At 47.7% G+C, this 22,351-nt stretch carries 18 protein-coding genes; 10 read left to right on the forward strand and 8 right to left on the reverse strand.

What is annotated here, in order from left to right; translation table 11 throughout:
• Window positions 1–308 precede the first annotated feature (308 nt).
• On the reverse strand, window positions 309–1,385 hold the full coding sequence (locus AB3R30_RS14505) for a hypothetical protein (protein WP_458649912.1): 1,077 nt from the start codon (window positions 1,383–1,385) through the stop codon (window positions 309–311).
• Window positions 1,386–1,667: 282 nt separating this feature from the next.
• On the opposite strand from AB3R30_RS14505, the gene AB3R30_RS14510 reads away from it, so the two are divergent.
• The 3 genes from AB3R30_RS14510 to AB3R30_RS14520 all read left to right on the forward strand — a co-directional run bounded on the left by AB3R30_RS14510 (window position 1,668) and on the right by AB3R30_RS14520 (window position 3,799).
• The gene (locus tag AB3R30_RS14510) at window positions 1,668–2,504 is read left to right on the forward strand and encodes a helix-turn-helix transcriptional regulator (RefSeq protein WP_458649913.1); all 837 of its coding nucleotides are present in this window, start codon (window positions 1,668–1,670) and stop codon (window positions 2,502–2,504) included.
• A 49-nt stretch (window positions 2,505–2,553) separates the two neighbouring features.
• Window positions 2,554–3,546, forward strand: a complete 993-nt coding sequence (gene cofG / locus AB3R30_RS14515; RefSeq protein ID WP_458649914.1) for a 7,8-didemethyl-8-hydroxy-5-deazariboflavin synthase subunit CofG — start codon at window positions 2,554–2,556, stop codon at window positions 3,544–3,546.
• A 91-nt stretch (window positions 3,547–3,637) separates the two neighbouring features.
• On the forward strand, window positions 3,638–3,799 hold the full coding sequence (locus AB3R30_RS14520) for a hypothetical protein (RefSeq protein ID WP_458649983.1): 162 nt from the start codon (window positions 3,638–3,640) through the stop codon (window positions 3,797–3,799).
• A 95-nt stretch (window positions 3,800–3,894) separates the two neighbouring features.
• Here AB3R30_RS14520 and AB3R30_RS14525 read toward each other — a convergent pair whose 3' ends face one another.
• Together AB3R30_RS14525 and dxs are read right to left on the reverse strand one after the other, a co-directional pair.
• On the reverse strand, window positions 3,895–5,613 hold the full coding sequence (locus tag AB3R30_RS14525; protein ID WP_458649915.1) for a potassium channel family protein: 1,719 nt from the start codon (window positions 5,611–5,613) through the stop codon (window positions 3,895–3,897).
• Between the two features lie 286 nt (window positions 5,614–5,899).
• Window positions 5,900–7,807 (reverse strand): 1-deoxy-D-xylulose-5-phosphate synthase, encoded by a 1,908-nt coding sequence (gene dxs / locus AB3R30_RS14530; protein WP_458649916.1) that lies wholly within the window; start codon window positions 7,805–7,807, stop codon window positions 5,900–5,902.
• A gap of 345 nt (window positions 7,808–8,152) precedes the next feature.
• Here dxs and AB3R30_RS14535 point away from each other — a divergent pair, with 345 nt between their 5' ends.
• Together AB3R30_RS14535 and AB3R30_RS14540 are read left to right on the forward strand one after the other, a co-directional pair.
• On the forward strand, window positions 8,153–8,842 hold the full coding sequence (locus AB3R30_RS14535) for a hypothetical protein (protein WP_458649917.1): 690 nt from the start codon (window positions 8,153–8,155) through the stop codon (window positions 8,840–8,842).
• A gap of 239 nt (window positions 8,843–9,081) precedes the next feature.
• Window positions 9,082–10,083, forward strand: a complete 1,002-nt coding sequence (locus tag AB3R30_RS14540; protein ID WP_458649918.1) for an NAD-dependent epimerase — start codon at window positions 9,082–9,084, stop codon at window positions 10,081–10,083.
• A gap of 12 nt (window positions 10,084–10,095) precedes the next feature.
• Here the strand turns inward: AB3R30_RS14540 and AB3R30_RS14545 are convergent, their stop codons facing one another.
• The 3 genes from AB3R30_RS14545 to AB3R30_RS14555 form a co-directional block, all read right to left on the reverse strand.
• Window positions 10,096–11,454, reverse strand: a complete 1,359-nt coding sequence (locus AB3R30_RS14545) for an NAD(P)/FAD-dependent oxidoreductase (RefSeq protein ID WP_458649919.1) — start codon at window positions 11,452–11,454, stop codon at window positions 10,096–10,098.
• Between the two features lie 122 nt (window positions 11,455–11,576).
• Window positions 11,577–12,137: a 2'-5' RNA ligase family protein gene (locus tag AB3R30_RS14550; protein WP_458649920.1), complete on the reverse strand. Its 561-nt coding sequence runs from the start codon at window positions 12,135–12,137 to the stop codon at window positions 11,577–11,579.
• A 25-nt stretch (window positions 12,138–12,162) separates the two neighbouring features.
• Window positions 12,163–14,658, reverse strand: coding sequence for an IMS domain-containing protein (locus tag AB3R30_RS14555; protein ID WP_458649921.1), 2,496 nt, complete (start codon window positions 14,656–14,658; stop codon window positions 12,163–12,165).
• Window positions 14,659–14,872: 214 nt separating this feature from the next.
• Here AB3R30_RS14555 and pdhA point away from each other — a divergent pair, with 214 nt between their 5' ends.
• The 4 genes from pdhA to AB3R30_RS14575 all read left to right on the forward strand — a co-directional run bounded on the left by pdhA (window position 14,873) and on the right by AB3R30_RS14575 (window position 19,654).
• Entirely contained in the window at window positions 14,873–15,904 is a 1,032-nt protein-coding gene (pdhA, locus tag AB3R30_RS14560; RefSeq protein ID WP_458649922.1) for a pyruvate dehydrogenase (acetyl-transferring) E1 component subunit alpha, read from the forward strand.
• Between the two features lie 519 nt (window positions 15,905–16,423).
• Complete coding sequence (locus tag AB3R30_RS14565; RefSeq protein ID WP_458649923.1) at window positions 16,424–16,885, forward strand: RNA recognition motif domain-containing protein; 462 nt, start codon at window positions 16,424–16,426, stop codon at window positions 16,883–16,885.
• Window positions 16,886–17,051: 166 nt separating this feature from the next.
• On the forward strand, window positions 17,052–18,695 hold the full coding sequence (locus tag AB3R30_RS14570; RefSeq protein WP_458649924.1) for a CocE/NonD family hydrolase: 1,644 nt from the start codon (window positions 17,052–17,054) through the stop codon (window positions 18,693–18,695).
• 122 nt (window positions 18,696–18,817) lie between these two features.
• Window positions 18,818–19,654, forward strand: coding sequence for a Cof-type HAD-IIB family hydrolase (locus AB3R30_RS14575; RefSeq protein ID WP_458649925.1), 837 nt, complete (start codon window positions 18,818–18,820; stop codon window positions 19,652–19,654).
• A gap of 36 nt (window positions 19,655–19,690) precedes the next feature.
• Here AB3R30_RS14575 and AB3R30_RS14580 read toward each other — a convergent pair whose 3' ends face one another.
• The gene (locus AB3R30_RS14580) at window positions 19,691–20,593 is read right to left on the reverse strand and encodes a phosphodiester glycosidase family protein (RefSeq protein WP_458649926.1); all 903 of its coding nucleotides are present in this window, start codon (window positions 20,591–20,593) and stop codon (window positions 19,691–19,693) included.
• Here AB3R30_RS14580 and AB3R30_RS14585 point away from each other — a divergent pair.
• Window positions 20,592–21,434, forward strand: a complete 843-nt coding sequence (locus AB3R30_RS14585) for a pentapeptide repeat-containing protein (protein ID WP_458649927.1) — start codon at window positions 20,592–20,594, stop codon at window positions 21,432–21,434. The genes AB3R30_RS14580 and AB3R30_RS14585 overlap by 2 nt on opposite strands.
• 103 nt (window positions 21,435–21,537) lie before the next feature.
• On the opposite strand, the gene AB3R30_RS14590 is transcribed toward AB3R30_RS14585, so the two are convergent.
• Window positions 21,538–22,227, reverse strand: a complete 690-nt coding sequence (locus AB3R30_RS14590; protein WP_458649928.1) for a GIY-YIG nuclease family protein — start codon at window positions 22,225–22,227, stop codon at window positions 21,538–21,540.
• Window positions 22,228–22,351: the final 124 nt, after the last annotated feature.

Here is a 22,351-nt window from a genome sequence, read left to right on the forward strand (position 1 = left end):
GTACTGGTGACCCATTCGCAGAAGTTCTGCCATAGGGACTGGCGCTCGACGCGCTGTAAGGTCGTTGTCATGGTTTTATGAGTGCTTTGTGTAACTTGACAATAATGTGAGATGGATTAACCATCTGTAACAAAGATAAGAGATTTATTTCTTTTTGTAAAGTAGTGGAGTCATATTTTTACTGACATACAGAATGGATTTGCGCGATCGCATTGATTGGCAGTGATCATAGCCCTTCCATGTAACCTTAAATTTAGTTGCGGAAAGTTGCTAAATAGCCCAGCGATCGCGCTCCAAAATCAACAAAACTAACTGGTAGACGTACTAGGCAAACTGAGGGTAGCTAATGCGGTATCGATGTCTAACTCCAAATACCGATCTAATGCCAAGTAGATCCAGTAGAAAGGACGATGTTCCTCGCAGGTGCGTTGAAAACCCAGTAGCATTCGTAATTCTTCATAGAGCGGGTGAATAACTGGAGAATATAAATCGCAAAGGTTAGGAAAATCTGCTTGCATTTGTCGTAATGCGTTTTGAGTATCTTTTTGAAATTCGCAAATATGCTGCGGCTTTAAATAATTGATATCAATCAACCAAGCTCTTATGTAAACCGCTAAACAGCTTTTGTCTCCAACCGGAGCCATTTCAACAGGATCAACTGCAATATTAGAAGTGAGGAAAAAGCTTTTCCCTGGCGGACGAGAAAAAACCTCTTCTGATTGAGTCGCCGTAGGATAAAGAATGGCAACTCCGACAGGGTTCAAATTGTCGGTACGTCGCAAAACTCTGATTCCAGCCGGGTAGTCTTGCGACCATTGCCGTAGAGTTCTAGCAATCCGTTGGGGTGAAATGGCGCTGTCATCTGCTGCCATGGCATAGGTCTGCCGGATCAAATTAGCCACAGGAATAGCATCCGTGCGCGGATTGAACTGATCTGGTAGAAGAGCCGCAGGCAGCGCTGTTTTTTCAGCGATCAGTTCTGGCAAAGGACGAATGCCTAAACACAGCGTTTGTCCATCAAATCGCTTTTCGAGTAAGCCGAGCAGCGCTAACTGATCAATCATCATGCCAGCCGCGCGATCGCTGCCACGCTCACGTTGCCCATAAAATAACTCCGCTGCCTCACGATGAGTGCAGGATACTAATCCTTCCGTGGGTCGCAGATTAACCAATGGTTCCAGGGTTTGAGGGGCTAAATCGTGCGTTTGTTTCAGCAGTAAAAAAGCCCATAATCGAATAAAGTACTCAGCCCGACGACGAGTAATGCCTCCTCGACCAAGTAACTTCGCCACATAGCGCCTTTGTTGTTCTTGAGGAAAAAAGTACTCAAGATTGCCCGGATCACATCGGTCTAGCTGAGGAGAGTTAGGCTGAGGAGGCTTCATCAAGTTTAAGAAGTCCCTTAAATGGGTGAATACTTTGTAGGAGCTTGGGCTGACAATTGAAACTATCGAAGTTGAAGGTAGCTCATTATTAGCTAAACAATTCAATTTAGAGAAGGGATTCTCAAAAAACTTCACCCTTCTTCAGGTCTCTTCGTGTCTCTTCTAACTGGATCGATTTGATGCGTCTAGCTTGGGTGATCTGCGGTTCTCTCATTGTGCCTTCACAACATCAACCCTGAGAATGAACGCATTCACTAAACGCATTCACTTAAGGTGACTTCTATGACCAGCCCCTTACTCACCCAGCCCGTTGAACCTTCAGGATTGGGTTCGCTTTTGAGCTATCGTGCCCCGCGACGACAAGCCAGCCATTTGAGTGCAGTACGTGCCACTTTGATTGCCCAAAGACCTTGCGATCGCCCGACCCATGTAGATCTAGGAAAAGACTTAGAGTTTAGCAAATTAAGTCGACAATTATTAGAGTTAATGCCTCAAGGTGTTTTGGTGGTTTCGCGTAATTTCCACTTGTTGTATTGCAATCAAAAAGCAACGGAGATTTGCTGTGCAACTTTGGCAACAGCCAGTTGTAGCGCTCATTTACCCTCATCGATTGTGGACGCTTGCCACCGATTGATCCGAGATAGGGCTGATCAAAGAAGTTTGGTGCAAGACTATCTGGCGGCGAATGGACAAACGATTCGCATGACGGTGCAGTGGTTAGAGAATGCGAGCGATCAAAAGTCTAGGGTTTTTGATAAAACTAAATTGATTGATAGAGACAGAGATAGTCAAGAGGCTCACGAGGCTGATCTAGGTCAGTCTTTGCAGACGCTGCCCTCCGGACAGCAAGCGCTGTGGCGAGAAGCGCGATCGCCCATTGTGATTTTTTTAGAAAACTGTGATGAAGTTTTGCAACAAGACTTGCGGGTGCAACGAAAGAAATATGACTTGACAGAGCGAGAATCAGAAATTTGGCTATTGCTGCGAAAGGAGCATTCCTATCAAACCATTGCTGAAATGTTGCAAATCAGTTTGAATACTGTGAAAACTCATGTGAAAAATATCTACGCGAAACGACGCAGTTGTCAGGATCAGGAAACTTTTTGGTGCTGCGAATAATCAAAAATAAGGTGTAGGTTTACAGGGAATGGTATTGAGTTAAACCCTGATGTTTGTTGCGCCGAACTCTAGTCTGTCTAGGACCGTGACCTACAGCCCTGCCTATACGTTAGTTCCAACTTATGAGTGTTTCAACCGCTGTACCTACTGTAATTTTCGAGTTGATCCGGGGCAAAATCCCTGGTTAAGTTTGACAGAGGCAGAAGTGACAATGCGATCGCTTCCCCAGGCAAACTCTGTAATTGAAATTTTGGTGTTGAGTGGGGAAGTGCATCCCCAAAGCGTCCGGCGGAGCAAATGGATCGAGCATCTTTATCGTCATTGCGAACAAGCATTATCTCTTGGTTTTTTGCCCCATACTAACGCGGGACCGTTGAGCTTCTCGGAAATGCAGTTGCTCAAAACGGTGAATGTTTCCATGGGGCTAATGCTAGAGCAACTCACTCCAGTCTTGTTGGAGACAGTTCATCGTCAGGCACCCAGTAAACAACCCAGTTTGCGATTACAGCAGTTAGCACAGGCGGGTGAACTGCAAATTCCGTTTACAACGGGACTGCTGTTAGGGATTGGGGAAACCGATCGCGATCGCTGGGAAACCTTAGAGGCGATCGCCCAGATTCATCGCCAGTATCAGCATGTTCAGGAAGTGATTTTGCAACCTTACAGTCCTGGAGAGCAGGAAGTTTGGGGCGGCGCGGCGTTTAGTCCAGAGGAATTAGTAAACCTAGTGGCGATCGCCCGTCAGATTTTACCCGCAGATATTGCCATCCAAGTTCCTCCTAATCTGATTCAAGATCCAACCGATTTAGTCGCTTGTTTGGAAGGAGGAGCCAGAGATTTAGGCGGGATTAGTCCACGAGATGAAGTGAACCCAGATTACCCCCACCTTTTGGATGGCAAGTTAAAGAGCATCCTAGATGAAAACGGGTGGGAACTGGTGCCGCGATTGCCGATTTATCCTCACTATGATCAATGGTTAGCGGAGCCGTTGAAAAAGTTAGTGCAGCAGTGGCGATCGCGCCTTAACCCAACTCAGCCCTGAACTTACCCATTGCACAGCGCAGGCAGCAAGAGGTTTTAGCAGAACAAAACGGCGACACCCTGCAAGCCAAAGATACTGATAAGATGCTACCTTGCTGGATCAGTTTCTCAACTACACGGGCGAGATTATCAGCAGTCCTGAAGATTTGGCACGGTTGACGAAGCAACGGTTATGCTGTTCTGGCATGCGATGGAAAGAAGCAGGTGCAGCCGTTGCATTGAGTTTAAGAACCTTAGTCTTAACATCAACTTGATGGCATCAATTTTGGAATAAGCTCAACCAATATGGCTTTCCTGTGACTCCCTAATACTATCAAATTGAGGTCGCATCCTTTTTACACTGACATTTCTACGATGCGCCCGATCGCATAAATTGAGAGGGCGTTGATTGCCATAGTTGCTCTAAGCGGTTTGCTGGCATGGTTAGGTATAAAACATCACCCGCACTAAGGCTGACCTCTAGTAAATCCCAGCCGTGTACCGTTTGAGACTGAGTTTCCATATAGAGCGGCACAAAATCTGCGGTAGTTGCCATCTCCTGAACAGACTTTCCACAAAAGGGATGGGCGGGCGTAATTAGGGTTGCTAGGGCGACCCAGAGGCTATCTGCGGTCATACCGTTGCCCAAAACGCGCCCCCCTAAAGCAGCGGCGGCAAATGCGGGAGCGACTAGTTCCGCTGGACTCAGCACTGCATCAAACTCAAAGACTAACTGCGCCATCCAGGCAAATTCTGGATCGTGATAGCGAACGATAACGGGAACTTTGGGGTTTAGGCTTTTGGCATTAAGGGCAGTTTCTAAGTTGACGGTATCGTTACTGGTGACGGTGATTAGCGCTTGAGCCGTGGCAAAATTGGCGGCTTTAAGTGTGGTTGGCAAAGTGGTGTCGCCTTGAATCACGGGGATTTTTTGCGATCGCACGGTGCTAAGAAAGCGACAATTGGGATCTTTTTCTACCACAACGACTTCATGTCCACACTTGTGTAAGTGAGTCACAATTTGCACACCTACGCTGCCTAACCCGCAGACAATAAAATGCTGCTTGTATGGAATCCGGGCGGCTTCCCAAAAACGACTAAACCGAGTTCCTAAAACAAAATCGTTTAGCAAGGCGTAGGACAAGCCAATGATGGCAGCGCCAATCAACATCGTGAAGATAGTAAACAGCTTGAGGCTATCAGGCGGATTGCCCACCGTGACTAAGCTGTCTCCTGCGCCCGTAATCATGCTGACGGAAAAGTAGAGCGCATCCACGGGCGATGTTTTGAGAATGGATGAGACATACACCAGTGTGGAGATGAAAATCATCACTAACAGTAGCAAAATGCTGGCTAGTAGCCCTTGGCTATGTTGTCGCAGATATTTTAAGGCGGTGAATAGTTTGTTGAGCCGTTGGGAGAGCGATCGCTGTTGTGCTGCGTGAACCGTGGGTTTTGTGCCGATGATCAAGCGATCTCCGACTTGCAGCGAGTGTCCTTGCACAACCGCCGACACAAGATCTAACCGCGTCTTTGCTGGGATGTAGTAAATCAACATGCGATCGCGATCGTCCCAAAGCTCACTCAGCTTGCGTCCGCGCCAAGGATGGAACTCATCAACATACACTTGGTGAATGGGCCAAGTCTGATTGAACAGTTTCAATTGACCAATTGCCGCACTGCCCAACGCCGAAAATGCAAAAATTGGCGCACAGAGCGAGGCAACGCTCATTGTGATGTGGTCGGGCAAGGTATTATCTAAACGATCGCCTAAACTGGTATTAAATAAGCGATTCACAATCCGAATCCGGGGATTAAGGACTCGTGCCTGCATCAAAACGCCTAAGTTGGTGCCATCTTCACTGTCGGTTAAAACCAAGGTTTGTGCTTCGCGAATCCCTGCCTCCAAAAGCGTTGGCGCGGCTTGCAAATCTCCAATGATCACATCATCGCCTTCACCCGGTAAAGGGCGATCGTGAATGCCCACTACAGCAATACCTTGATGCTTCAGCAACCGAAAGATTTTGTACCCGGTTGCATCTAAGCCACACACAATAATCCTGGGTTTTATTTCTGCAAAAGAAACCATTGCTTTGCCATCAGTTATGCTGCTAGAGCCTCTGCCCACTGTCTATTCAAACTCTATTCAAACCGAGTTAGCTTTCAGTGAATCAGATGATTCAACCCACTATTGTTGAACAAACAGAAGTTAGGGACTGTAGCGAGGAGCACCTGCTGAATAACGAAAAAGTACACCTTTGTCATTAGAAGTCTCAATACTGATGGGTCGGCTTAACCAACGGGTTGGAAAAACAACTCATAAAAAAGGGTGAGTAGACTGCTCACCCTTGATCATTTTGGGTTTACACAGGTCTTTAAACGCTGACGGGCGAGGGCTGCTTGCTCAACAGTTTCAAGATCCGCTCTGCCATTTGGGATGGCATTAGACCCAACTCCGCTTTCGATTGATCGGGTGAGGCATGATCCACGAGCTTATCGGGTATACCAATGCGGGTGAGCGGCACGGCAATCTCGGCATCTAGCAGCGCTTCTGCGATCGCTGAGCCGAAACCGCCCGGTAAGCAGCCTTCTTCCAAGGTGACCACACGCCCAATTTTCTGGGCTAACGGTAAAATAAGCTCGGTATCTAGCGGCTTGGCAAATCGGGCATTGATCACCGTTGCTTCGATGCTGTGTTCGCTCAAAATTTCTGCCACCTGCATCGATGGATAAACCATAGAGCCATAGGCAACCAGCAACACATCATCCCCTTGGCGCAAAATTTCACCTTCCCCAATGGGCAACGGTTCCCAGCCTTCTTCCATCAGCGGTACGCCGTAGCCATTGCCTCTGGGATAGCGCATGGCGATCGGGCTATCTAAATGGTTAATTCCGGTCACCAGCATTCGTTGCAGTTCGGCTTCATCTTTAGGAGCCATCATCACCATATTAGGAATGCAGCGCATATAGGCAATGTCATACATGCCTTGATGGGTAGGTCCATCAGCGCCCACAATTCCGGCTCTATCCAAACAGAAGAAAACGGGCAGATTTTGAATGCAAACATCATGCACAATTTGGTCAAAGGCACGCTGCAAAAAGGTGGAGTAAATTGCAGCCACGGGGCGCATTCCTTCGCAGGCAAGCCCAGCGCACAGGGTAATGGCGTGTTGTTCGGCAATTCCTACGTCAATAAATTGGTCAGGCAGATGCTTTTGTAAAATATCTAACCCGGTGCCAGTAGACATTGCCGCCGTGATGCCAATTACCCTAGGATTGCTCTCGGCAATTTTAGTCAGCGTTTCACCAAATACTTTGGAGTAACCGGGAGGTTTGGGTTTGTTAGACGGAATTGCCTTGCCCGTTGCTAAATTAAAAGGGCTTTGGGCGTGGTAACCCACTTGATCTTTCTCGGCAACTTCGTAGCCTTTACCCTTCGTGGTGGCAACATGCACCAGAACCGGACCGATGTGCTTGTGTGCCTGTTGGAAGGTGGCGATCAGTTCTTCTAAGTTGTGCCCATCGATCGGACCCATGTAGGTAAAGCCCAGTTCTTCAAATACGGCTCCTACTTTGGGCACTGCCAACCGTTTCATACCTTCTTTGATTCGCGCTAGGTCGGGAGAAATGGTATCTCCGACAAACGGTAGATGTTTGATTTGTTCTTCTAAATTTTCGGCGAGGAACTGAACGGGTGGACTCAGCCGCATTTTGTTGAGATAACGGGGGATGGCTCCCACGTTGGGCGAAATGGACATTTCATTATCGTTGAGTACGACAAGCAAGTTGGTTTTGGGCAAATGTCCGGCGTGGTTAATCGCTTCGAGTGCCATACCGCCTGTTAAGGCTCCGTCGCCAATCACTGCGACCACTTTATAGGTGTCGCCTTGGGAGTCACGGGCGATCGCCATTCCAAGGGCGGCAGAAATGCTGGTAGACGCATGACCTGCGCCAAAATGGTCAAATTTGCTTTCGCAGCGTTTCAAATATCCGGCAATGCCATCTTTTTGGCGAAGCGTGTTGAAGCGGGCGTAGCGTCCGGTCAACATTTTGTGGGGGTAGGCTTGATGTCCCACATCCCAAATCACTTTGTCGAGATCGAGATCCAAAGTTTGATACAGCGCAACTGTTAGTTCTACCACTCCTAAACCAGGACCTAGATGTCCACCAATTGCAGCGACGGTTTCCAGATGCTTCTCGCGAATCTGGCGGGCAATTTGCTGAAGTTGATAAACAGACAAACCGTGTAACTGGTTAGGGTGGCTAAGCTCACTCAAATGCATACGGGCTATCCTCTCGGCAGATCAGTGAATTTATCATCCACCTTTCTTACTGTAATTGATTAACGAATGTGGAATTAAAAGGCGTCTGGGCTTTTTGGTATCAGTTATGCAGTAAAAATTAGAATTTCTTCATGTAATCAGAGAAAAGAAACGCGATCGCCTGCTGTCTTTTTGGAGGATTGCGTGAATATGGGACAATTAACGCAGCTTTGAACGGTTTCAACTTTGAATGGTTTTGCGCGTTGCTTTTCGCTCAATTGCGGTTATTCTTGTTTCACGCTTTAAACTAAATTTGCTCGTTTTGATTTACCCGTCTTACGATATGTCGTTAATGCTGCAAAAGGTATGAAATTACTCCAGATCTGCCCATTTAGCTTGTCTGCAATCTCTGATGTATGGGCAACTCGTTTACCTAAAACTTTGGCAAGCATGGTGATGCTCTCTGGGTTGGTTGCGATCGTGGCTCCAATTTCCCCGGCGATCGCGGCTCGTAAGGATTCTCAAACAGATTATCGAAACTGTGTTAGCTCTTTGATTAATCTCAAGATCACTACCGAGCTAGCGATTTCGGCTTGTTCACGGGCACAATATCCCCAGAATTTATCTACCTGTGTGATTGATATCAGTAGAGTTAGCGGCTATGAACCCACAGATGCACTCAATGCCTGTCGCCAAGTTCGTCGCCCTGAAGACATGGCATTTTGTGTCACAGATATTAGCCGAGCCTTAAAAGATTCGGTTGCTGGCGATGTGTTAGATAGCTGTCGCCGCAGCCTGCGACCGGTGCAGTATGCCAACTGTGTTGTGGGCATTAGTCGGGGTGCAACGGGGCTGACCTCTCCGGTCGCACTGAGTTCTTGCATTGATACTCAAGCCTTTCCGCGAGAAGTTGATCCAACGTTTATTCCCTATGTAGAGTCGCCGCTGCAAGTCCCCCAGGATTTATCGCCGCAGCCAATCATCACACCTCCTTTTGTGCAACCTGCACCGCAACCCCAAGCACCAGCGCCAGCGCCTGTTCGCGGACTTTTTTAAGGGGTTTGCAAAGGTTGAATAGTCATCAATTCTTCCAAAAGTTAAAAAGTTAGGAGTTGACAGCCAGAAGTCATTGAACAGTCAATACTTCTGGCTTTTGGTTTCAATAAAATTTTGAGAGAAGTATTAACTTAAGTATGGCAACGGATGAATGGGTTAATGCACAAAGATCTTGAGAGATAAGGAATAACGGACGGTTGTTGTTTTGACCTTTCCTTGCGCTGCTATAGAATGACTGGATGAAAGTTTTAGTGACGGGTACAGCGGGTTTTATTGGGTTTCATCTGGCGCGGCGGCTGTTGCAGGATGGAATGCAGGTTTATGGTATTGATAATTTGAATGAATATTATGCCGTAAGCCTGAAGCGAGATCGCCTTGCCCAATTGCAACCCCAATCTGGCTTTACGTTTCAAGAGCTAGATTTAAGCGATCGCGTTGGCATATCCAATTTATTTCAGCAACAGCCGTTTGATTGTGTGGTGAATTTGGCGGCACAGGCGGGAATCCGCTATTCTTTGCAAAACCCGTGGACTTATGTAGATAGCAATGTGTCGGGCTTTGTGAATATATTGGAAGGGTGCCACCAGCAAGCAATTAAGCATCTGGTTTTTGCCTCATCTAGTTCGGTGTATGGGGCGAACACGAAAGTGCCATTTGCGGAAGGCGATCGCACGGATCATCCCGTATCTTTATATGCCGCTACCAAGAAAGCGAATGAACTCATTGCCCATACTTATAGCCATTTGTATACGTTGCCCATGACGGGGCTGCGGTTTTTCACGGTTTATGGTCCTTGGGGCAGACCGGATATGGCATATTTCAAATTTACTCGCGCTATTCTGGCAGGAGAGGCGATCGATGTCTACAACTTTGGCAAGATGCAGCGCGACTTTACCTATATCGACGACATTATTGAGGGAGTCGTGCGGGTGATGCTGTCCCCTCCTCAGGGAGTAGATTCCCGTTTGGATTTGGCAGAACAGCCGGATAGTCATGCGCCTTATCGGGTTTATAACATTGGCAATAATCAGCCAATTGAACTGATGACTCTAATTCAAACGTTGGAAGCAGCGATCGGCAAATCAGCCATCCTCAACCTATTGCCAATGCAGCCAGGGGACGTATTAACCACCTATGCAAATGTCCAGGCTTTATCAGAGGATTTCGGATTTGCGCCGGATACCCCCATCGCAGACGGGATTGTCCGCTTTGTCGAGTGGTATCAAGGCTATTACCGTTAGAAATGCGGCGGCTTAGACTTCAACCGGAGATTTTCGTTCTAAGGGCGATCGCCCATCCCCATTGCTGGCTGTTTCTATCCGACCAAGGGTACTTTCTCCAGTAATCAATCGCGCTCCCCGATTGCGGGTGAAGTAGCTCCAGCCCCACTGAACCATGACCACCAGCTTATTATCAAATTCAATCAGGTAATAAATATGGGCAAAGCTCCAAACGAACCAGGCAAGAAAGCCGGATAGCTTGACAAAGCCCAAATCAGCGACGGCTGCATTTTGCCCGATCACTGCCAGATTTCCTACTTCTTCATATTGGAAAGGCGGTAGGGTGTTGCCACGCAGTTGCTCGGTGATGAATTTGGCAAGATATTTCCCTTCCTGAACGGCTACTGGAGCGATCCCCGGTAGCGGCTTTTCCCCTTGATGAGGAAAGTTCGCCAGGTCGCCAATCACAAAAATGTTGGGGTGTCCGGCGATGCTGAGATCGGGTTCTACCCTGACTCGACCGACGCGATCAAGGACTACTCCAGTACAGTCTGCCAAAATTTTTCCCATGCCAGAGGCTTTGATCCCGGCTGCCCAAAGGATGGTGCGAGCGGGGATTTGCTCGATGAGATCGCCCTGTTTGACGGTGGCGATGTTGTCTTCAATATTGGTCACTAGAGTTTGGGTGCGAACAGTCACTCCGAGCTTGGTTAGGGAGACTGCCGCTTTTTCGGATAAATCGGATGGATAGGGCGGCAGCAGGCGATCCATGCCTTCGAGTAAGAGGATTTTAGCGGCAGCGGTATTGATGCTGCGGAAATCTTTTTTCAGGGTTTTAAAGGCAAGATCGGCGATCGCGCCTGCGAGTTCTACTCCGGTGGGTCCGCCGCCTACGATCACAAAAGTGAGCCATGCTTGCCGTTTTACTGGATCGAGTTCTTTTTCTGCGGATTCAAATGCAATAAAGATCCGACGGCGCATCTCTAGCGCGTCTTCAATGGTCTTCAGCCCCGGTGCGGTGGTTTTCCAGTGGTCATTGCCAAAGTAATGGTGACTGACTCCTGTTGCCACAATCAGCGAATCGTAGGGAATATTCTGTCCCTGCATTTTGACGATTTGCTGCTGGGGATCAATGTCTATAACTTCATCCATTAATACGCTGGTATTTTTGCAGTCGCTCAAAATGCCGCGCAGGGGTGAAGAAATATCGGCAGGAGACAGGCTGCCTGTAGCAACTTGATACAGTAACGGTTGAAACAGATGAAAATTGCGGCGATCGATCAAAGTCACCTGAACAGGCGATCTCCGGAGAGATTTTGCTGCATATAAACCCCCAAAGCCTCCTCCCACAATCACAACCCGATGCAGGGATGGGTCAGCAACTTGTGTCATTGGTGCAATATCCTTCTTTCAACAAGTGGCTAAAGTTTTTTTGGTAAATGACTAAACAAAACTTTACAAAGATAAACAATAGCCGATTATCTGGCTTAGCTGCGTAGCATTGGTTACGGAGACTAGACTTTTTCAGAAAACAAAAACGTTTTGTAGGTGTGCCATTGTTGCCCATTGTGAAGCAAGAGACTGAGGGAAGAAGCTAGAAATTTAAGCTGGAGCGATCGCCCTTGAAATATTTGCCATGCGGCATTGAAATTGGGCTGGGTCAAATCTTGAAACGCAACGGTCATATGAGGTGTGAAGGGGCGCTGCTTTGAGGTGGCATCCACCAATCCTAACGTAGCTTCTAGGTGAGCCATTAAACGGGCTTGCAGAGTGAGTAAAGCACTGGTTTTTACTACGTCGATGTAAATGACTTTGGGCGGAAATGCTGCAAATCCGTTGAACTCAACCTTAAAAGGCATTTGCTGTCTGGCAAATTCGGCTAGCTGCTGCTCTAAGTTGGGGATTTCTGGCGGCATCCAGGCAAAAGGCGGTTGTAAGGTAATGTGCGGTGGCGATTTTTGGGCAGCTTGGCTGGCGTAGTTTTCAGCGAATTCGCGCTTGATACTGTTGGCGATCGCTTGAATATCGGATGGCGGCATCAGTGCAATAAAAAAGCGTTGCGGCTGAGGCTCCATACTGGACTTCACCCAAAATAGTGATCTAAAGCACCTGCCAATCTAAAATCCGCCATTTGCCATCTCTCCGCACCAAATTGTACTGAACCCGTAAATTGTCGGTTTGGGGAGATCCGTCAACCTTGCCATTCCGATAAATTTCTGTCGTTTCTTTCACATCAGCCACGACCTTGGCTTCATTTGCGGTGGCAGAATCAGATGCCGCAGATGGTATTTCGGTTGAGGTTGGATTCACGCTCGGTGATGGACTATCGTTCCCAGCGATCGCGGTGACTGTTGGACTAGAGAGCGCGTCTGAAATAGAAGCGCTGGCTTGAGGATTGGGGGCACTGCTATCTGGCGTTAAATTGGTTGGCAACAGTTCCACGCTTTGAACGGTGACATCATGTTGATACACTCGATACTCACCATTGCGCTTGAGATCTTCTGCATCCGTGCGCCAAGCAGACAGGCTCGGATCTGCCAGAATGGTGTCTAGCTGCTCAATTTCATGGGTAGCCCCCATCGCTTTAGATTTAGCTGCGAGCCAAGCAGACAGTACTGCTTGAGCAGACTCTTTATCCAAAGTGGTGGCGGTGAGGGGCGCACTATTCTCTAAATCTATCAAGGGTTTATCTAACTGCACCAATAGTTTTTCATCTTGCTGTTGAGCCACTTGCGTTGAATTATTTTGCCATCCTCTCGCTAGCCAAGAAAGGAAAAAGCCCAAGGCAATTACGCCTAAGAGTGCTAAACCGGGCAATAGCCATCGGGTAAATTGGGCAGGAAGGCTGAAGCGATCGCGGCGTTGATTTCGATTGGTACTACTGCTGTTTTCTGAGTTGAAACGATCTCTTTGGGAATCGCTGCGATGACGACCCTGCTCAAGAGGGCGCGCAGGAATCGATTGTTCTGACTCAACTGATGCTTCACTATCGCGCTCAGCTATTGGCATAGGGGAGCCATTGGTTATATCAGCGGGTACATTAGAGCCTAGCGTGGTGGTCGCTGAACGGGAGGCAATTCGAGCTTTTGCCGCTGCAATCAGCGATTCGTGATCATTTTGTCTCTCCCAGTTTGCGTAGGAATCAGATGAGGCAGCAGATTCACGAGGATCTATCCCTGACTGTGCGCCATTCATGCTTGCATAAACTGCTCCAGCAATAGTAGCCCCAGTCGCCACTGTTATTCGATCAGGTGCAATCTGTGCCGTTTTTGCAACTTCTATCTGAGCAGGCGATCGCTGGTTTGCCCCGCCTGCATCTTCTGGCAGGTCTTCTAGGTAACCTTGGACATGAGGATCAGCAAAATATTCTTTGAGTACGGCTTGACACTGTGCTAAATCTCGGAAGTGGGGAAAGACTTCATCTTGAAACCACCGCTCGGTATAGAGACATAGACCTGGCAGGAGATCCGGGGATTCTTGGGAATGCTGACGAATAAATGCGATCGAGTTTTGTTCTTGGCTGAGTTCTAATGCCTGACTTGCATCCTCAGTTTGACCCAACAACAGAGAGCAAACTGCCTTTTCTAAGTTCACATCTTGGCGATCGCTTAGTCGAGTTAAGTATTGCTTTGCCCGTTGAACCAACTCTGGATAATGATCGGCAAATCCCCTTGCCAGTAGCGCATACACCGCTAAATAGGTTGCCACTGCTGAAGGACGATTTGCTTCCCGCTCGAATAAATACTGTTGTTCTTCTGCGGTTAGATAGACACGGATCTGCTGAATGAAACGGAGAAAATCGTCTATATTTAGCCCAGATTGATCATCGTTCGTTCCATCAATACCGCCGCGATCTTGCAGCATTGCCTGCAAAAGCCCAATCCCTTTACTGCGGACATCTACCCTATCTTCGGAGACAGCAACTAGCTCCAAGATGCGATAGGGGCGCAACCGATAAAGGTCAGATTGAATTTCGCCGCGCACATTGGCAAATAGCCCTTCTCGTAGCAAAAGCTGTTGTCCGGTTTCGAGGGCTTCACTCGCATTTTCATACTGGGTTTGCTGCCATTGCTCTCGTCCTAGTTCTAAACAGGCTAGCGCCACTGTTAGCACCACATCTGAAAAAACAATGGCAGGCTCTCCATATTGTCCTTCTTTTAAGCTGGCGGTTCCCCCTGTTAAGAAGGGTCGCCCCAACTTGAGGACTAGCTCATATTCTCCTAGTTCTTGCAAGATCAAAAGTGCGCCAATGAATTGAGTTTGCTCAATTTCGATGCTGGGCGCATGGGGATCGATTTCGGTGCTATCGGGAGTTCCTGCGTAGGCTGAGGGCGCGTGGGCTGATAGGAGATCAGTCTCAGTAGAAAATTCGTAGGTTTTGGCAAGAAAGCTGGTGTCGTAGCGCTGTCGATGGTCTGCGTCGGATAATACTGCGTATGCCTGATCGATCAGTTGCTTCCGAGCAGTAATTGCTGCATCAGAATATTCGCGGCGGGGCAACTGCAACGTGCGATCGCGATGAGCCTGGCGCAACTGGTCGTTGGTTGCCTGAATGGGTAAGCCCAAGATTCGGTAATAGTCAAGCGGAATACGCACAGAAGACTTCCCCAACGGTAAGAAGCAAGTTAACTTTGGTGTTAGGCTATGGTAACGTCTTACGGCATCCTGTCAAGATACCAAAGAGACGGATAGTTAATTGATCGGTTCACTCATCAGAGTGGAAGCTTACACCTAGAAGAAGCAAAATATTCCGGTCAGTAACATAAATTTTAGGAAGTTTTTTAAAGCGAGTCTGAGGTCAATAACGCCCATGGTTCAGGAGAGAACAGTTCCCAGTTTGCTATCTGCGATCGTCCCTATTACGAAGGCAGAAGGAATGGTGCTTTATGAGGACATGATTCTAGGGCGTTTCTTTGAAGATAAATGCGCTGAGATGTATTATCGCGGCAAAATGTTTGGATTTGTCCACTTATACAATGGGCAAGAAGCCATATCCAGCGGAGTGATTAAAGCGATGCGCCCTGGTGAAGACTATGTTTGCAGCACCTATCGCGATCATGTCCATGCTCTCAGTGCCGGGGTGCCAGCGCGAAATGTCATGGCTGAACTATTTGGTAAAGCCACTGGGTGCAGTAAAGGGCGCGGCGGTTCTATGCATCTGTTTTCTGCCGAACATCGCTTATTAGGCGGGTTTGCCTTTATTGGTGAAGGAATTCCGGTTGCCACTGGAGCCGCTTTTCAATCGAAGTATCGGCGGGAGGTGTTAGGGGATGAAACCGCTGATCAAGTGACGGCTGCTTTTTTTGGGGATGGCACAACTAACAACGGTCAGTTTTTTGAATGCTTGAATATGGCGGCGTTGTGGAAACTACCGATTCTGTTTGTGGTGGAAAATAATAAGTGGGCGATCGGTATGGCGCACGAACGGTCAACTTCCCAACCAGAAATTTATAAAAAGGCAAGTGTGTTTGGGTTGCCTGGCGTGGAGGTGGATGGCATGGATATTATGGCAGTCCATACAGTGGCTCAAGAAGCAGTGGCAAGGGCGCGCGCTGGCGAAGGTCCTACGCTAATCGAATGCCTCACTTATCGCTTCCGGGGGCATTCCCTGGCTGATCCAGATGAGTTACGCTCTAAAGCAGAAAAGGATCTCTGGTTTGCACGAGATCCAATCAAAAAGTTCTCAGCTTATTTAATTGAACAAAATTTGGCAACCCAGGAGGAGCTAAAGGCGATCGAACAGAAAATTCAAGCAGAAGTTGATGAAGCTGTTGAATTTGCTTTAGAAAGCCCAGAACCTGATCCTGCCGACCTTTATCAATATATTTTTGCCGAGGACTAGAAATAACGCACCCGGCTTTTTGTCGAAAGCTATTGGTCATCAAGGATACTGTTACGATTTTGTTACCAGTACGATATATCCTTTCAGGTTTTTGGTGGTCTATCTTTGGCTCGATAAACTATGTCTTCTGAAAAAGACAGCGAATTAATAGCCAATCAATAGACATAAATTCTGTTTCGTCATGGCAAGGGTAGACTTACCGTGATACCTTAATGGATGGCATAAGTACTCAATCAAAGCAGCACATTAGAGTAACCCCTCAATTTATTCAGCGATTTATATCTTAAGTCTTGCGTAACAGCTATGCTATTGCAGCCTTGTTTAATTAGCGCACTCAAAGAGCTTGTGAATCATCACGGTTTTGCTTTAGTAAGCTGTGTTTTAAGTATTGATTTAATGCAAGAAATATCAATGCAAGAAATAATTGGATCAAATTTTGGGTGTACCTATCACCTCATGATGTGCTGCGTTAATAGAAAAAGTTTGTTTGGTTAATATAAAAGTCTGGAGGTATCTTCAATGTCCGTTCGTCTGTACATAGGTAACTTATCGGAAGAGCTAACTCGTCAAGAACTTGAAGCAGTTTTTGCGGAAATGGCTGATTCAATTTCTACGAAGCTGATTACTGATCGGAAGACCAGCAAGTGCCGAGGCTTTGGTTTTGTGACGGTTAAAACGGATGAGGAAGCAGATGCATTCATTGAAAAGTTTAACGGGCATGTGTTAAATGACAATCCGATAAAGATTGAGAAAGCTCTCCCTCGGACTAAGGAGAAAGAGGATGATCTACAGCCTGTGGCTAATACGGCTGTTCCGGTTCCTAGTGGAGTCCGTAAAGCTGCAAGTAAGGGCGCTAACACCAAGGCTCGTAAGGGCGGGGCTGCTGCTCCTGATTTAGAAAGTGTTCAACCTGATCCTCGTTGGGCGCAGGATTTAGAGAAGCTCAAGCAACTTTTGGCTGCTCAAGCAACTAATTCATAAATTGAGTTCATATGAGTTCACAAATTGCGATCGCAATAGTTTTTGTAAGAGTTGGATTGTACTAATGTGTTGATAAAATCATTGGTTCTGACTACTTGAAAAACTTAATTTGGGATCAATTCGGAGCTTCAAATTGATCTGAATGGTTTTCCCTGTCGTTCAAGAAATGGCTTCGATGTGGACGCGCGATCGTGTGCGGCTAGATGCGGATATTTATCGTCCTAGCGTGGACGGCGAGTTTCCTGTATTATTGATGCGGCAACCTTATGGACGGGCGATCGCGTCTACGGTTGTGTATGCTCATCCAGCTTGGTACGCTGCTCAGGGCTACATCGTAGTCATTCAAGATGTGCGGGGGCGCGGCACTTCGGAAGGTGAGTTTAATCTATTTGCTCATGAAATTGAGGATGGCTACAACAGCGTCCAATGGGCGGCGCGTCTTCCTGACAGCACTGGCGCAGTGGGAATGTATGGCTTTTCGTATCAAGGGATGACGCAGCTATATGCGGCAGCTGCCCAACCGCCGGCACTCAAAACCCTATGTCCGGCGATGCTTGCCTATGATCTCTATCAGGACTGGGCGTATGAAAATGGTGCTTTTTGTTTACAGGCAAATCTCAGTTGGGCACTGCAACTAGCGGCTGAAACGGCTCGTCTGAAGGGAAATGAAGCTGCTTTTTGTGATTTGGCGGCGGCGGCTAAGAGTTTGACGTTTGATAAGACAGTGCCAACGCGATCGCGGGTTTTAAGCGAACTTGATCCGACCTCGTTTTATCATGAATGGCTAGCCCATCCTCAGCCGGGTGCTTATTGGGAAACCCTTTCACCTAACACTTATCTGCAAGATGTGGATTTGCCGATGCTGCATATTGGCGGATGGTTTGATCCCTTTCTAAGGGGCACCTTGAGTCTTTATCAGGAGATGGCAACCCGCAGCCAGCATCGCCAACAGCTAATTGTGGGTGCTTGGGCGCATTTGCCTTGGGGGAGACGGGTGGGCGCGATCGAGTATGGTGTCGAAGCCAATAATCCCTGCGATCGCCTGCAAATTCGCTGGTTTGATCACTTCCTCAAAGGCAATGATACGGGTTTGCTGAACGAACCATTGATTCAGCTATTTGAGATGGGCACCAACCAATGGCGATCGCTCAACTCCTGGAATTCTCCTGAACCGACTGCTTTTTATCTTTCCAGCACTGGACTCGCTGGCATGGATGCCCAAGACGGGACTCTGATTCAGCACTCGCTATGCAATACTCTTGACATTCAACATTCCTTTGATGTTTTGGTTCATGACCCCTGGCGACCCGTTCCCGCTCAGGGAGGTCACGCCGCTTTTCCGGCTGGATCGTTTGAGCGATCGGCGTTGGATTGCCGCACGGATGTTTTGACTTATACTTCTGAACCTTTGCCAGAAGACTTACATTTAGCTGGAGAGATAACTCTCAAGGTTTACTGTTTTGCTGATACGGTGAGTTTTGATCTGAGTGCTGTGGTGTCAACGGTGCATCCTAACGGCGCGGTTTACAATTTCGCTCAGGGTTATATTCATGTTCAGCCCGCACAAAACACTGACCCTCTGACTTTTACACTTCAGCCGACCTGTATTTGTATTCAGAAAAGTTGCGCGATTCGCTTGAGCCTCAGTGCGGCTTGCTTTCCGGCTTATCCGGTGAATCCTGGAACAGGTGCCTTGGCAAGTGAAGCGCGGTTGATCGACCAGAAAATTACCACCGTGACCGTGATGTGTGGTGGAAGTGCCAAGCTAACTGAGAACTGTTTATCTCATATTTTGCTGCCGATTATCTAATCCAGATCGCTCTAATCCGGCTAGCATGATTTCCGGGCGACAGCGGCTTTGCAAAATCGCGTTTAATATCAAATTGGAATACCTGCTGTTCTTTATTCAATTACCACGCCTAGCGATTATCTATGCAACCTAATTCTTCTAAGGCAACTATCCACCTGTTAGTGCTTGATATTGATGGCACGATCGCTGGGGTTTCCAACGAAATTCGTGAACCCATTAAGCAAGCAGTTCAAGCGGCGCAAGCAAAAGGAATACAGGTGGCGATCGCGACCGGACGCATGTATTGCTCGGCGCTTCGGTTTCACCAGGCGATCGGTGCGACGCTGCCACTGATGGCTTATCAAGGTGCCTTAATCAAAGATCCAACGACAGAACAGGTTCATCGTCATTGGACACTATCGGCTCGGCTTGCTGCTGACCTGCTGGATTATTATGAACAGCCAGCCCTGCGCGATCAGCTTTCTGTGCATCTTTATATTGATGACCAGCTTTATGTCCGGGAACTTACGGCTGATAGTAAAGATTATGGCTATCGGACTAGTGTGATTCCGATTCCGGTCGGGGATTTGCGATCGCTGCTCGACCAGGAGCCAACTAAAGTCTTGGCGCTAGGAGAAGATCCGATGCTGATGGATCGAGTGTTGGCGGAGTTGCGCGATCGGCATCCGGCTGATGAATTGTATCTGACTAAATCGGTGCCTATTTTTGTTGAGGCAACTAATCCTTTGGTCAACAAAGGGACAGCGGTTCAGTACTTGGCAGAAAACTATTTAGGCATTGCGCCGGAAAATGTCATGGTGATTGGGGACAATTTCAATGATTTGGAAATGATTCAATATGCAGGTATTGGGGTGGCGATGGGCAATGCTCCCGCCGCTGTGAAAGCTGCTGCGGATTGGGTGACTTTGGGCGTTGAGGCAAATGGTGCGGCGGTGGCGATCGCAGAGTTTTTGCTCTAAAGGTAGATTCACTGTACAGAGCTTTCGCCTTGGATCCTAGGGCGATCGCACGGGACGCGCATAAAATCCTAAGTGATTGGCAACTGGGCGCGATCGCATGGGAATTTTAGTATGAGCGGGTGAGTTCAATACCGTTGCTCCGGCTGGAGTGTCTACTACAAGGGTCGTTGAGCCGCCGCCATCTAAATTAACTGCGGCATCTGCTCCCAGCCGGATCGCAATCTGCGCTAGTTCTGCCAACGTTACCCCTTCGCTATATAACCACTGCTTATCATCCACAAGAATGAGCCACAGTTTTTCTCCAGTTCGATCAATCGCGATCGCGGTTCGAGAATAAGCTTCCTCGCTATCTGCTGTTCCAGGCTGCGAGATCAATGGCTTTCCATTCGTGACGACCATGACATTTCCCGCGACGGCTTGCATTGTGCCTTTCGGACATTTTCCATTGGCGACAATTTGGGCGCGGTCTGCCATCAAACATAAGGCTGCCCAGCCTGACTCAGGCGAGGAATAGGAGTTGCCGTTTGAAATCGCTAGCCCTACTGCATTGACGAGATCGCCGCTGTGAGGAAAATAGTTCCAGGGCGATTCTTCTGCAAAAGGATAGAAAAAGTTGGCATTCACCGCAACTTGCAGCTTAAATTCCTGCAAAAACTCTGAAGAAGTCCGCGCCTTGAGTTCACGATTGTCTGAAGCGGTTGTTCCGGGTGTCACTAAGGCTTTGATTCCGGGTGCGGTTAAATCAATGGCGATGATGTGAAGCATCACGGGGCGCGGCAACGGTTGAAACTCACGCCGATAGTTAATCCCTTCAAACAACGTTTTTTCTAGGTTAGATTGGGGCGGACGCTGAGCCACCATCCAGCCAAACTCCGCGATCGGTAAGGATAGAATGCTGATGCCTAACAGAGTAAGACTGACCTTGAGGGGAGTTTTCATGGAGGAGAAAAGTTTTGAGCCTATGCATCCGCGATCGCGCTCTTACGCCAATCAAGATTTGAGAAACCAGTCTTTTCGAGGACATCTACTCAGTAAAGCCGATTTTAGCGGGGCGGATCTGCGGGGGTGCGACTTTTGCGGAGCGGAGTTAGTCGGCGCAAACTTTGAACGGGTGAAAATCGGGCAAACCGTCCGGCAGCGATTGATTTGGGTCGGAATTGCGATCGCCACTTTTTTACTCTCTAGTCATGCAGTCAGTGGTTTGGTGTTTGGGGCATTGGGGCAAACTCCTAGCGATCGCGCTTGGGGTTATGTGCTTGCGCTCTTTCTCAGTTTATGCGTTGCGGGGATTACCTCCGGACTGCAAACCATTTCGCCGTTTGGTTCAAAGGTCAATCGTGCGGCTTTTATAGTATCGGCAATCACCACAGCAGCAATAAACGGATTTTATTATGCAGGCAGCGTCATGGAAAAAAATCCTCAGTGGGCGATCGCGGGGGCAGTCATCAGCGGTGTAGTCACGGGGCTATTCTTAATTCGATGGGGTGGGGTCAGCGGAGCGATCGCGGTCAATATGGCAGGAGCCGTCATGGGATATGGAGCGGCATTTTTAACGGGCGTAACGGCGATCGGGTTTCTCAGCACCGGGCATTTTGCAGGAGGAATTTTGTTGAGTTGTTTTGCCCTTGTTCTGCTCTGGCTGACGCTCCAATCTTTGACGCTCACTTTTTACGAAATTCGGCAGGCACCCGGCACCCTGTTTCGTCGTGCAAACTTAACCAACGCTCGATTCGATGCCGCTTTTCTAAATCACGCTGATTTTTCAAATGCTCAGGGATGAAAGCGTTAGGGCGATCGCCTCAAAATTTTGCAAATAATCATCGTATTTGTACCGAGCGGCTCCTTCAGTCTGCTCTAAATGAGTTGTTATGTAGCCCCTACTGTCACAACTGGCTGATGTACTCCAGAAGATTTGCTTCAGCTTTGAACCACTCTCCAGCCAATCTAATTTCACTGAACTGTTTATGCAGTGATTGTTCTAGTTCATGAGCTTCTTCGCGTCCTTCGACTTGCACTGATTTGATCAGCCTTAACTTTGTTGGACTAGATGTTTGAAGCGCGTTCATCCTCTTTGCTAAATCTTTTGCCCGACCTATTTTGATCGCATTGCTATTTTCATTCAGAATAAAGTAAATAAAATGAGCTTGATGAGCTAACTTCTCGCCATCAAGAGAGTGTGTTCTATTACCTGGAGTAATGAGCTTAGCGTTTGGGCTTGCCCAAGTCTTGATCCATGTACATATTGCTTGAATGGTTAGAGATTTTTGCGCTCTTATTGTAATAAGCTCACCATCAAGATTCAGCGTGAATTTCTTCGCACCAGCTTTGCCTCTAGAGGGAGGACAAACAAAATCTTCATACGTATTGATGTATGTTTCGGTGTATGGAGTTGAATCTTTATATCGTGTGACTGTGATTTCTTTCGTTTTAGTCACTCTCCTCGTTGTAGGGTGCTTACTAGGAATGCCAAAACGCTTCATGTCCTCTGTTGTAACTTCTACCCACCCCCAACCTTCAGTCGGGTTGTTTGGATTTTTATCAATGTAAATAACGTTTCCAATCCATCTACCCATAGACACTCAAATGACAGATAAACTTCAACTTCATCATTAACAATTTTGTACCAATTTTTCCTTGATTTCAACAGACAATCTTGCCGTTGCGGCATAACAACATCAATTACATGAAAAAAATTTT

Origin of the sequence: Sivoneniella epilithica UHCC 1019, from assembly GCF_040830845.1 — a bacterium.
Lineage (GTDB): Bacteria > Cyanobacteriota > Cyanobacteriia > Leptolyngbyales > Leptolyngbyaceae > ULC077BIN1.